The organism is Arthrobacter senegalensis (assembly GCF_059091765.1).
In genome coordinates, this window is sequence record NZ_JBNHGZ010000003.1 from 1 (window position 1) to 12277 (window position 12277).

Sequence of the window (12277 nt, forward strand, 5' to 3'; positions counted from 1 at the left end):
CACTCGGGAGGGTGTGGGAGAGTAGGTCGCCGCCGGACATTCTTTGAACACGGGAAGGCCCCGCCAACGATGGCGGGGCCTTCCCGCGTTTAACCACGATGCCGGTTCGTTAGTGGAGTCACAGTCCTACGGCGGTTGTCTGCAACTGGCAGAACAGTCGGCTGGACTAGAATGGATTGATGGTACGGGCGCGCCACAGATGACTGCGCCCACAACAAGACACGCATTTCATAGAGATTTTGACGGCTGTGGTTGGCTGGTTCGACCTTGGCCCGCACTGAGAGGAGTTCCGGCATGGCTGATTTCCGGGGTCGTGAAGGACGAGACGACAGGGGTGCAGGCAGAGGCAACTTTGGCAACCGGTCAGGAGCCGAGCGCTCCACCGAGGGCGGCGATAGAAAGCGCGCCGACAACCAGGACCGGCGCAGCGGCGGTTCCGGTGGTGCGGGTGGTTTCCGTTCGCGGGATGATCGGCCGCGTCAGGATCGTGGCAGCGCGTCTGGTGGTGCGGGTGGTTTCCGTTCGCGCGAGGATCGGCCGCGTCAGGATCGTGGTGAGCGTCGGGACTTTGGTGATCGTCCTCGTCAGGACCGTGGCGGCAGCTCGTCCGGCGGCGGTTTCCGTTCGCGCGATGATCGTCCCCGCCAAGATCGTGAGCGTCGGGACTTTGGTGATCGGCCGCGTCAGGATCGTGGTGAGCGTCGGGACTTTGGTGATAGGCCGCGTCAGGATCGTGGCAACGCGTCTGGTGGTGCCGGTGGTTTCCGTTCGCGCGATGACAGGCCGCGTCAGGATCGTGGCAGCGCGTCTGGCGGTGCCGGCGGTTTCCGCTCGCGCGATGATCGGCCCCGTCAGGATCGTGGCAGCGCGTCTGGCGGTGCCGGTGGTTTCCGCTCGCGCGATGATCGGCCGCGTCAGGATCGTGGTGAGCGTCGGGACTTTGGTGATCGTCCGCGTCAGGATCGTGGCAACGCGTCTGGTGGTGCCGGTGGTTTCCGTTCGCGCGATGACAGGCCGCGTCAGGATCGTGGCAGCGCGTCTGGCGGTGCCGGTGGTTTCCGCTCGCGCGATGATCGGCCGCGTCAGGATCGTGGTGAGCGTCGGGATTTCGGTGACCGCCCCCGCCAGGACCGCGGTGACCGTTCCCGCCACGACGGCGGTGGCAGGTCGTTCGAGCGCGCCGGCGGAGCACCTGATCACAATGCCGGAGACCTGCGCAGTTCCAACCGGGTCGACCGCCCGCGTTCACCGGAGATTGACCCCGACGTCACGGGTGCCGAGCTGGACCGCGTCACGCGCGCGCAGCTGCGGACCTTGGAGTCCAAGAACGCTGAGTGGGTTGCCAAGCACCTGGTGATGGCCGGGCGACTGCTGGACGAGGAACCGGAACTTGCCTTCCAGCACGCCCTGGCGGCCAGCCGCAGGGGTGGGCGCATGGCTCCGGTGCGAGAGGCCGTCGGCCTGACCGCATACGCGGCCGGTCACTACGGTGAAGCCCTCAGGGAGTTCCGCACCTTCCGTCGCATCAGCGGCTCCAATGAGCACCTGCCGATCATGGCCGACTGCGAACGTGGCCTCGGGCGGCCGGACAGGGCGCTGGAGCTGACGCGGTCAGAAGACGCCGCAACACTGGATACGGCGGGCAAGGTGGAACTGGCGATTGTGGCCTCCGGCGCCCGTTCCGACCTGGAGCAGTACGACGCGGCGGTTGCGGCCTTGGAGATTCCGCAACTGGACCGAAACAGGGCCTTCTCCTACAGCCCGCGGCTGTTCCGGGCGTATGCGGACGCCTTGGATGCCGCTAACCGTGGTGAGGAAGCACAGCAATGGAGGCGCCAGGCGATGGTGGCCGAAAACGCCCTGGGCGTGGGAGATTTTGCCGAGCCTGAGATTGTCGACCTGGTCGGCGATGAGATGGAACCGGATGACGGCCGCCGCGAAGCTGGCCGCGTTACCGATGTGCGGGGTTTCATCAACGAGGCCGACACGGCCGGCCCGGCCGAATCTGAAGAGTCAGCGCCGGACGACGGCGAAAGTGAACCTGCGGCTGGTTCTCCGACCGCCTCCGATGAAGCGGTTGCTCCAGCTGCGACGGACGTCGAAGACGCCGGCGCTCCCGGCACCGCGTCCGCCCAGGCCAGCAGGGACGATGACGGGTAAGCCCCTGATCTCCGGTTACGACGCCGTGCTGTCCGATCTGGACGGCGTCGTGTACGCCGGGCACCAGGCTATCCCCGGAGCCGTAGAGGCACTGAGGGGCCTCGCGGAGACCCGGACGGCGCTGGGCTACATCACCAACAATGCGTCGCGGTCAGCGGCGCAGGTGGCCGCTCATTTGCGCGAGCTCGGTGCCCCGGCCACCGCCGACCAGGTCTTCGGGTCGGCGCGGGCCGGTGCGCTGATGCTTGCCCGACATGTTCCGGCGGGCTCAAAGGTCTTGGTCACGGGTAGCCGGACCCTGGCGGACGAAACAGCCGCCCAGGGCTTCGTACCGGTCCGTTCCGCCCTCGATGCCCCGGTCGCCGTGATCCAGGGGTTCGACCCGGAGCTGGGCTGGAAAGACCTGGCGGAGGCATCATTCGCCGTCGCCGCGGGCGCCCTCTGGATCGCCACCAACACCGACCTGACCATTCCCCGAGAGCGTGGCATCGCCCCCGGAAACGGGTCGTTGGTGGCGGCCGTACAGGCAGCCACCGGCGCGGTGCCCCTGGTTGCGGGAAAGCCGGAAGCGGGCATTTTTACGACGGCGGCTGCGGCGTTGGGGGCTCGCCGGCCGCTGGTAGTGGGGGACCGGCTCGATACGGACATCCTGGGCGGCAACAACGCGGGCATGGACACGGCAGTCGTCTTGACCGGCATCGACGGGGTCGAAACGATCCTCGCCGCGCGCACGGCGGAACGGCCACGGTATCTGCTGGGCAGCCTGACCGAACTGTACCGGCCCTATCCTGCCGTTACCCCTGACGGCTCGGGGTTCCGCTGCGGTGCTGCGGTGGCCGCCGTCGAAAACGGGAAGCTGAATGTCTCCGGCAGCCGGGAGGATGTGGACACCTGGCGCGCTGCCTGCGCGGCCTGGTGGGATGCCCATCCGCACCAGGCGTCCGCGGCCGCGCCTGACCTTGCCGGTTGAAGGCCGATATTAGACTGGCTCATGCGGTTGGGTACAGCCGCCGACGCGAGGGAGGATAGCTTGGACCTGCCAGAATCAGGGGAAAGCGGCGGCCGGATGCAGCCGCAGTGGCCGGTTCCCGGCGACTCCACGGCTGACGAGCCGGTCGACGCGATCATCTCCGGCCTCGCCGGGATTCCAAACCTTCCGGTACGCGGGCACCAACAGGTGTACCAGCAGATCCACGACGATTTGTTGGCCGAGCTGGAGACCGAGGCTGATTGAGCCCTATGCCCAGACTGGACCAGGAGCTCGTATCCCGCGGATTGGCACGGTCCCGTACCCACGCAGCCAAGCTCATAGCGGCCGGGCGGGTCAGCCGTGCCGGAACTGTTCTGACCAAGGCGGCGGCCGCCGTCGGCCCGGACGACCAGCTGGCCGTGGCCGCAGACGGAGGCCCCGACTACGTCAGCAGGGCCGGACACAAACTTGCCGGTGCACTGGCGGCCTTCCCCGCAGTCGATCCGGCGGGCCTGCGCTGCCTCGATGCCGGAGCTTCTACCGGCGGCTTCACCGATGTACTGCTGCGTGCCGGCGCGCAGGAGGTCGTCGCCGTGGACGTCGGACACGGCCAGCTCGTCGACGCGATTCGTACGGACAGCAGGGTCCGGGTATTCGAAGGCCTGAACGTCCGGTATCTCGACCCGGCAGCGATCGGCGGCCCGGTGGACCTGACCGTCGCGGATCTGTCGTTCATCTCCCTCACCCTGGTCATAGGACCGTTGGCCGATGCGACCCGTCCGGCCGGGAATCTGCTGCTGATGGTCAAGCCGCAGTTCGAGGTTGGCCGCGAGCGGCTGGCGCGCAGCGGCGTCGTCAGTTCCGACACGGAACGGTACCGGGCGGTTCGCAACGTTGTCGCCGCAGCGTTGGAACGGGGGCTGGACATACGCGGATTGGCGGCCAGCCCGCTTCCCGGCCAGGACGGGAACGTCGAATATTTCCTGTGGATAAGTGTTCCCCCGGGGGCCACTGAGCGCAGAACGGGTAGTGTGCTGCAGGAGGCAGTGGACGCGGCCATGGCCGGTTTCCCGCGGGAGCGGGAAGCGAGGCCGGACCAGTTGGATGAACCGAGAGGGCAGGAACCGGGAGTGGAGCGATGAGCCGGCGGATATTGGTGCTCGCGCACACCGGGCGCGCAGACGCCCTGGCGGCCGCCCAGGAAACCTGCGCCCAACTCCACTCGTCCGGCCTGGTGCCGGTCATGCGACGGGAAGAGGTCGGACACCTCCAGGAGACCTACGGCGAGCTGGCCGTTCCCACCGAAATACTGGACGAGGACATCGGCCTGGACGGCGTTGATCTGGGCATGGTCCTCGGCGGCGACGGTACCATCCTGCGCTCGGCCGAACTGGTCCGGGAATCGGACGTCCCGCTGCTGGGTGTTAACCTCGGACACGTCGGCTTTTTGGCCGAGAGCGAGCGGGCGGATCTGGCCCAGACGGTTCACTGGGTGGTAAACCGCGAATACACGGTTGAGGAGCGCCTGACCATTGACGTCCAGGTGTGGCTGGACAAGCGCAAGATCGGCCATACCTGGGCGCTGAACGAGGCGGCGGTGGAAAAAGGCGACCGGCAGCGGATGCTGGAAGTAGTGGTCGAGGTCGACGCCCTGCCCATCAGCTCGTTCGGCTGCGACGGCGTGGTCATGGCCACCCCCACGGGGTCCACTGCCTACGCCTTCTCCGCGGGCGGCCCGGTGGTTTGGCCCCAGGTGGAAGCCCTGCTGATGACCCCGATCAGCGCCCACGCGCTGTTCGCCAAACCGCTGGTGGTTGCCCCGGATTCGATCATGGCGGTGGAAGTGCTCAGCCGCAGCGATGCCAACGGCGTACTCTGGTGCGACGGCCGCCGAAGCCTGGAGCTGCCGCCCGGTTCCCGGATCGAAGTGACGCGTTCCAACAAACCCGTGCGGCTGGCCCGGACCAGGAGGACGCCGTTCTCGGAGCGTTTGGTCCGCAAATTCGAACTACCGACGTCGGGATGGCGCGGGCCCGTCAGCCCCTCGGAAGAACAGCCGCCGACTTCGTCCCTGCCTACGGTGCGGACAGTGGAACCACGATACGCCCAGCCAAGCCAGGAGGCGCCGAAGTGATCGAAGAAATCCGGATCCGCAACCTCGGTGTGATCACCGAGGCTACGCTTCCGCTGGGGCCCGGCCTGTCGGTGGTGACGGGCGAGACGGGTGCGGGCAAGACCATGGTGGTCACCGCGCTCGGCCTGCTGCTGGGAGCCCGCGCGGACGCCGGGGCGGTGCGGACCGGGGCACGCAACGCAGTGACCGAGGCCGTGGTTCGGCTTGCCGCGGGAAGTCCTGCCCTGGCCCGCGCGGGTGAGGCGGGCGCTGACATCGACGAGTTCGACGGCGGAGCTGAACTGATGCTGGCCCGGACTGTGAACGCCGATGGCCGCAGCCGCGCGCACGTCGGCGGCCGGGGAGCGCCGGTGGGAACGCTGGCCGAGATCGGCGGCCACCTGGTGGCGGTCCACGGCCAAACAGACCAGCTGCGGCTCAAAAGCCAGCAGGCGCAGCGGGAAGCGCTGGACAAGTTTGCCGGTGAAGCCCTCACCACGGCGCTGTCCGGTTATGCAGCATCATTCGCCCGTTGGAGGGAAGCCAGCACCGAACTGGAGACCCTGCGGACCGAGGCCCGCGAACGCCTGCGCGAAGCCGAGGCGCTGCAGCAGGCCCTGGAGGAAATCGACGGGCTGGACCCCCAGCCCGGTGAAGACGACGCCTTGAAGGCCGAAGCCGTGAAGCTGGCCAACGTCGAGGAACTGCGCGCTGCTGCCACCTTGGCGCACCAGGCACTCGTGGCCGAGGAGTACACCGACTCCCCGGACGCGACGGCCCTGGTCGACGCGGCGAAGCGGTCGCTGGAGCAGGTCCAGGACGAAGACGCCGAATTGGGCCGCGCCGCAGCCCGGCTGGCCGAGGTCGGCATCATCCTCGCCGACGTCGCCGCGGAGCTGGCGAGCTACGGCGCATCGCTGGACAGCGAGGGGCCGGGCCGGCTGGAGGAGGTCGAAGCGCGCCGGGCCGACCTGGCACGGCTCGTGCGCAAATACGCGCCGAGCATCGATGAAGTGCTGGAGTGGGCCGTTCAGGCCCGCACCCGCTTGGAAGACCTGACCGACGACTCCAGCCGGATCGAGCGGTTGGAGGCGGAGATCGCCGAACTGGACTCCGCCCTGGCCGTCCAGTCAGCCGCGGTGACGGCGCTGCGGCGCGAAGCCGCAACCGAACTCGGCCGCCGGGTCGGCGCAGAACTGTCGGCGCTGGCCATGGCCGAGGCCGAACTGCTGATCGATATCGAACCGGCGCCCGCCCTGACGGTGCACGGCGCCGACGTCATCACGTTCTTGCTCAAGCCGCACCGGGGTGCCCCGCCCCGTCCGCTGGGCAAGGGTGCCTCCGGCGGTGAACTGTCCCGCGTGATGCTTGCCATCGAAGTGGTGCTGGCGGAAGTCGATCCCGTGCCCACCTTCGTCTTCGACGAGGTGGATGCCGGCGTCGGCGGCAAGGCGGCCGTCGAGATCGGCCGCCGCCTGGCCATGCTGGGGCGCTACGTGCAGGTCATAGTGGTGACCCACCTGCCGCAGGTGGCGGCCTTCGCGGACCAGCACATCCGGGTGATCAAGACGGCCGGCGGGGACGACGGCGGGATGACCGCCAGTGACGTCCGGTTGCTCGACGACGAAGAACGGGTGACCGAACTGGCCCGCATGCTCGCCGGCCAGGAAGAATCCCATTCCGCCCGCGCCCACGCTCAGGAACTGATCGACGGAGCGAGGGCGCTGTAGCATCGGCTACAGGCACGACCAGCCCGCCGCCGGCGGGGGAGCAGTTGACCGGCGGGTGTGTGTTCGCACACCCGGCAGCGGTCGGAACGGCCTTGAGATCCGAGGGCGTCCAGAAAGGTGATAGGCTCGAATTCCGTGGTGCAGCGAACTAATTCCCGGTTTTCCAAGTCGTCCAAGACGACCAAACATATCTTTGTCACCGGCGGCGTGGCGTCCTCGCTCGGGAAGGGACTGACGGCTTCAAGCCTCGGCCACCTGCTCCGTGCCCGCGGCCTCTCCGTGACGATGCAGAAGCTCGATCCCTACCTGAACGTGGATCCGGGCACGATGAATCCCTTCCAGCACGGTGAAGTCTTCGTCACGGACGACGGCGCGGAAACCGATCTGGATATCGGACACTACGAGCGGTTCCTGGACGAGAATCTGGACGGTTCGGCAAACGTGACCACCGGCCAGGTGTACTCCACCGTGATCGCGAAGGAACGCCGCGGCGAATACCTCGGCGACACGGTTCAGGTCATCCCGCACATCACCGACGAGATCAAGCGCCGCATGCGCCTGCCCGCCGAACCCGTCGCGGGCAAGAAGGTTCCGGACGTGATCATCACCGAGATCGGCGGCACCGTCGGCGATATCGAATCGCAGCCGTTCCTCGAATCCGCCCGCCAGGTCCGGCAGGATGTCGGGCGCAACAACGTCTTCTTCCTGCATGTGTCGCTGGTGCCGTACATCGGCCCGTCCCATGAGCTGAAGACCAAACCGACACAGCATTCCGTCGCAGCGCTTCGCTCCATCGGCATCCAGCCGGACGCAATCGTGATCCGGTCCGACCGGGAAGTCCCTGCGGCGATGCGGGAGAAGATCGGCCGCATGTGCGACGTGGACATCGACGCGGTGATTGGCTGCCCGGATGCGCCGAGCATCTACGACATCCCCAAGACCCTGCACTCGCAGAACCTGGACGCGTACATCGTGCAGCACCTTGACCTGAAGTTCAAGGATGTCAATTGGACCAAGTGGGACCGGCTGCTGTCGGCGGTCCACAACCCGAAGCACCACGTCGAGGTGGCGCTGGTCGGCAAATACATCGACCTGCCCGACGCCTACCTGTCGGTGACCGAAGCGCTCCGCGCAGGCGGCTTCGCCAACCAGACCAAGGTGAAAATCCGTTGGGTTCCCTCCGACGACTGCGCCACCGAAGAAGGCGCAGCCGCCGCCCTCCACGGCGTGCACGCCATCTGCGTGCCCGGCGGCTTCGGCATCCGCGGCCTGGAGGGCAAACTCGGCGCACTCAGGTTCGCCCGCGAACACAAGCTGCCCACCCTTGGCCTGTGCCTCGGCCTGCAGTCGATGGTGATGGAGTACGCCCGCAACATCGTGGGACTGGAAGACGCTTCGTCCACCGAGTTTGATCCGGACACCAAGCACCCGGTGATCGCCACCATGGCCGAGCAGCTGGACATCGTCGACGGCAAGGGTGATCTGGGCGGCACCATGCGCCTTGGCCTGTACGAGGCAGCCCTGCAGTCCGGTTCCGTCGTCGCGGAGACCTACGGCAGCACCAAGGTCAGCGAACGTCACCGTCACCGTTACGAGGTCAACAACGAATACCGCGACCAGTTGGCCGCGGCGGGCCTGGTCTTCTCCGGCACCTCCCCGGACGGCAAGCTGGTGGAGTTCGTGGAACTGCCCCGCGACGTGCACCCGTACTACGTCTCCACCCAGGCGCATCCGGAACTCAGTTCGCGCCCCACACGGCCGCACCCGCTGTTCGCCGGCCTCGTCGCCGCCGCACTGGAGCATGGCAAGGCCAAGGCCACGGCAAAGTCCGGAGCCTGAGTGTCGGCGCACTCCGCGGCCTTTGCCGACATCCCGGACCCGCGTCCGCTGGTTGACAGCCGAACCGTTTACCGCGGACGCATTTGGGACGTGGTCAGCGACACCTTCACGCTGGGCCCGGACACGGGCGAGACGTTGGTGCGCGACTACATCGCACATCCGGGCGCGGTGGCCATCCTGGCGATGGACACGGAGGGACGGGTCCTGCTGCTGAGGCAGTACCGGCAGCCCACCAGGATGTCGCTGTGGGAAATCCCGGCGGGCCTGCTGGACGTAGACGGCGAGGACTTCGTTGATGCCGCGGTGCGGGAACTGGCCGAGGAAGCCGACCTGGTGGCCGGGCGCTGGAACGTGCTGGTGGATTTTTTCAATTCGCCCGGCTCTTCCAGTGAGGCGATCCGGATCTACCTGGCCCGTGACCTCTCCGAGGTGCCGGAGGCGCAGCGGCACCAGCGCACCGACGAGGAGGCCGAAATCGAGCACCTCTGGGTAGATCTGGACGATGCGGTGGACGCGGTCATGGCCGGACGGCTGCACAATCCGTCGGCCGTGACCGGGGTGCTTGCCGCCGCGCGTGCGGCCGCCACCGGCTTCGAGGACCTGCGCCCGGCCGACGCGCCGTGGCCGGAGCATCCCAGCCAGCGCCCGGACGGTGCTGCCGGAACCGGCCGGGACTGATCCTCCATCGCGCCCGTGCAGGCCCCGTCCGCCAAAGGAGACGAATTCACCGCGACACCGCTGGGCCGCGCGGCGGGCGACTACCTGCAGCACATGGCGGTGGAACGCGGGCTGGCCGCCAACACGGTAGCGGCCTACCGCAGGGACCTGGGCCGTTACCTGCGGTTCCTGCAGGCGCGCGCGGTCGAGGAGCCGGCCACGGTGACCCGGCACGATGTCACGGCCTTCGCCCAGGCCATCACCGAGGGGTCCGACGGCGCCGCCGCCCTGAGCGTCAGGTCCGCGGCGCGGACCATCGTGGCCGTGCGGGGGCTGCATAAGTTCTGGACGCTTGAAGGGGTCACGGAGACCGACCCCGCTACTGACGTGCATCCGCCGATGCCCGGCAAACGCCTGCCGAAGGCGATTTCCGTCGCCGCTGTGACGGCAATCCTGGAGTCTGCGGGTGCAGACACCCCCACCGGCCTGCGCGACCGGGCGCTTTTGGAGTTCCTGTACGCGACCGGCGCCCGGATCAGTGAAGCCGTCGGCCTGGACGTCGATGATGTCAGCGTCGAACCGCAGAGCGACGGCCCCGCCGTCGTCCGCCTGTTCGGCAAGGGATCCAAGGAGCGGCTGGTGCCGCTGGGCTCCTTCGCCGCGCAGGCGGCGGACGCATACCTGGTCCGTGGACGTCCGGCTCTGGCCGCGAAGGGGCACGGCACACCGGCCTTGTTCCTGAACGCCCGCGGTGGCCGGCTGAGCCGCCAAAGCGCCTGGACTATTTTGAAGACCGCCGCGGAGAAGGCCGGGATCACCCAGCCCGTGTCCCCGCACACCCTGCGGCACTCCTTCGCCACCCACCTGCTGGAGGGCGGCGCGGACGTCCGGGTGGTGCAGGAGCTGCTGGGCCACGCGTCCGTCACCACGACGCAGATCTACACCCTGGTCACCGCCGATACCCTCCGCGAAGTTTACGCGGCGGCGCATCCGCGGGCCCGGGGCTGACGCGTCTCCCGGGGGCCCCGGAGCTAAGGCCGCTCCGCGCGCGCCCGGGCCCGCCGGCGTCTCTCTCGGGCACCGGCCGGTTGCACCGGAACGCACCGTCGGCGCCGTCGCGCCGGGCTAGACTCGCTGCCATGACTGTCGCCGTTGCCCTGTGTTTCCTGCTCCGGGAGGAAGCCGGGCGCCGTTACGTGCTGCTCGGCCGGAAGAAGACCGGGTTCGGCGCCGGGAAGGTCGTGGGGGTCGGCGGCAAAGTGGAGCCGGGGGAGGGCGACGACGACGCGGCCTGCCGTGAGATGCAGGAAGAGACCGGAGTCCGCGTGGGGCCGGAGGCGCTGGAGCAGGCCGGACGGATCTTCTTCGATTTTCCGGCCCTTCCCGCGTGGAACATGGACACCGCGCTCTTCGTGGCCCGGCGGTGGGAGGGCGTCCCGGTAGAGTCCGCGGAAATCGCGCCGGCCTGGTACCGGGTGGACCGGCTGCCGCTGGCGCAGATGTGGCAGGACGCCGGCCACTGGCTGCCGCTGGCGTTGTCGGGGCAGCGGCCGCGGCTGCGGGTGCTGATGCAGCCGGACAACGAAACGGTGGCCGGCGTCGAGAATCTCGACACCGGCCACCGCGTGGCCTGGCAGCTTTAGCGGCCCAGCTCCCGCTGGGCGGGCCCGTTGTATTCACTGAGCGGCCGGATCAGCGAGTTCGACTCCAACTGCTCCATGATGTGCGCGGTCCAGCCGGTGATGCGGCTGGCCACGAACAGCGGGGTGAACATCTCGGTGTCGAACCCCATCAGGTGGTAGGTGGGGCCGGCGGGGTAATCCAGGTTCGGCTTGATGTCCTTCGCCTCGGCCATCGCGTGCTCCAGGCCGTCATAGAGGCCGAGTATTTCGGGCCGCCCATAGTGTTCGATCATCTTGTCCAGCGCGGCCTTCATGGTCGGCACCCGGGAGTCGCCGTGCTTGTAGACCCGGTGGCCGAAGCCCATCACCTTCTGCTTCCGGGCCAGCGCCTGTTCCATCCAGGTCCGGGCGCGTGCGGCGGCTTCCTCGCGGGGCTCGTCAGGGCGGATCCCGATCTGCTCGAAGGTGTGCATGACCGCCTCATTGGCTCCGCCGTGCAGCGGGCCCTTCAGCGCGCCGATCGCACCGGTCACGGCCGAGTGCAGGTCGGAGAGCGTGGAGGTGATTACCCGCGCCGCGAACGTGGACGCGTTGAACGAGTGCTCCGCGTACAGGATCATCGACACGTTGAATGCGTCCACGACTTCCGGCGCGGCCTCTTCGCCGAAGGACATCCACAGGAAGTTCGCCGCGTAGCCCAGGTCCGCGCGCGGTTCCACCAGGTCCTGGCCGCGGCGCCGGCGCTGGTCGTAGGCGACGACCGCCGGGAAGGCCGCCAGCAGTTCCACGGCCTTGGACATGTTCGCCGCCGGAGAGGAATCCCCGGCCAGCGGGTGCCGGGCCCCGATCACGCTGGCGGCGGTCCGGCAGACATCCATGGGGTGGGCCTCGGCCGGCAGGGCATCGATGACCGATTTCACCACCGGGTCCAGCGCGCGTCCGCCGCGTTCGGCCGCGGTGAACTCCCGCAACTGGTCGCCGTCCGGCAGCTCCGAGTTCCACAGCAAATAGGCCACTTCTTCGAAGCTGCAGTGCGCGGCCAGATCCTGGACCGGGTAGCCGCGGTAGAGCAGCGAGTTTGTCTCCGCGTTGACCTTGGAAATCTTCGTGGTGTCGACGACGACGCCGGCCAGCCCCTTGCGGATCTGCGGTGCTTCGGTTGATGCATCGGTGCTCATGGCGACTC

At 68.2% G+C, this 12277-nt stretch carries 12 protein-coding genes; 10 read left to right on the forward strand and 2 right to left on the reverse strand.

The features are described 5' to 3' along the window. Nucleotides 1-363: 363 nt before the first annotated feature. Entirely contained in the window at nt 364-1152 is a 789-nt protein-coding gene (locus tag AC5RVG_RS10140; protein ID WP_494013783.1) for a hypothetical protein, read from the reverse strand. Nucleotides 1153-1314: 162 nt separating this feature from the next. Here AC5RVG_RS10140 and AC5RVG_RS10145 point away from each other — a divergent pair, with 162 nt between their 5' ends. The 10 genes from AC5RVG_RS10145 (at nt 1315) to AC5RVG_RS10190 (ending at nt 11112) form a co-directional block, all read left to right on the forward strand. Continuing rightward, nucleotides 1315-2160 carry a hypothetical protein gene (locus AC5RVG_RS10145; protein WP_494013784.1) on the forward strand — a complete coding sequence of 282 codons (846 nt, stop codon included), beginning with the start codon at nt 1315-1317 and terminating at the stop codon, nt 2158-2160. Further along, nucleotides 2150-3130, forward strand: a complete 981-nt coding sequence (locus AC5RVG_RS10150; protein ID WP_494013785.1) for an HAD-IIA family hydrolase — start codon at nt 2150-2152, stop codon at nt 3128-3130. Before AC5RVG_RS10145 ends, AC5RVG_RS10150 begins: the two co-directional genes overlap by 11 nt. Before the next feature lie 60 nt (nt 3131-3190). After that, nucleotides 3191-3394, forward strand: a complete 204-nt coding sequence (locus AC5RVG_RS10155; RefSeq protein ID WP_493999427.1) for a hypothetical protein — start codon at nt 3191-3193, stop codon at nt 3392-3394. A gap of 5 nt (nt 3395-3399) precedes the next feature. After that, a complete protein-coding gene (locus AC5RVG_RS10160) occupies nt 3400-4272 on the forward strand; it encodes a TlyA family RNA methyltransferase (protein ID WP_493999428.1) in 873 nt (290 codons plus the stop codon). After that, entirely contained in the window at nt 4269-5264 is a 996-nt protein-coding gene (locus AC5RVG_RS10165; protein WP_493999429.1) for an NAD kinase, read from the forward strand. Before AC5RVG_RS10160 ends, AC5RVG_RS10165 begins: the two co-directional genes overlap by 4 nt. Continuing rightward, the gene (gene recN / locus AC5RVG_RS10170; RefSeq protein WP_494013786.1) at nt 5261-6973 is read left to right on the forward strand and encodes a DNA repair protein RecN; all 1713 of its coding nucleotides are present in this window, start codon (nt 5261-5263) and stop codon (nt 6971-6973) included. The genes AC5RVG_RS10165 and recN overlap by 4 nt, the downstream gene beginning before the upstream one ends. Before the next feature lie 117 nt (nt 6974-7090). Next, nucleotides 7091-8812, forward strand: coding sequence for a CTP synthase (gene pyrG, locus AC5RVG_RS10175; RefSeq protein ID WP_494013787.1), 1722 nt, complete (start codon nt 7091-7093; stop codon nt 8810-8812). Then, nucleotides 8813-9490 (forward strand): NUDIX domain-containing protein, encoded by a 678-nt coding sequence (locus AC5RVG_RS10180; RefSeq protein ID WP_493999432.1) that lies wholly within the window; start codon nt 8813-8815, stop codon nt 9488-9490. A gap of 15 nt (nt 9491-9505) precedes the next feature. Continuing rightward, nucleotides 9506-10477 (forward strand): site-specific tyrosine recombinase XerD, encoded by a 972-nt coding sequence (gene xerD, locus AC5RVG_RS10185; protein WP_494013788.1) that lies wholly within the window; start codon nt 9506-9508, stop codon nt 10475-10477. Between the two features lie 131 nt (nt 10478-10608). Beyond that, complete coding sequence (locus tag AC5RVG_RS10190) at nt 10609-11112, forward strand: 8-oxo-dGTP diphosphatase (protein ID WP_494013789.1); 504 nt, start codon at nt 10609-10611, stop codon at nt 11110-11112. On the opposite strand, the gene AC5RVG_RS10195 is transcribed toward AC5RVG_RS10190, so the two are convergent. Further along, nucleotides 11109-12269, reverse strand: a complete 1161-nt coding sequence (locus tag AC5RVG_RS10195) for a bifunctional 2-methylcitrate synthase/citrate synthase (RefSeq protein ID WP_494013790.1) — start codon at nt 12267-12269, stop codon at nt 11109-11111. The two genes, AC5RVG_RS10190 and AC5RVG_RS10195, sit on opposite strands and share 4 nt — an antisense overlap. Nucleotides 12270-12277: the final 8 nt, after the last annotated feature.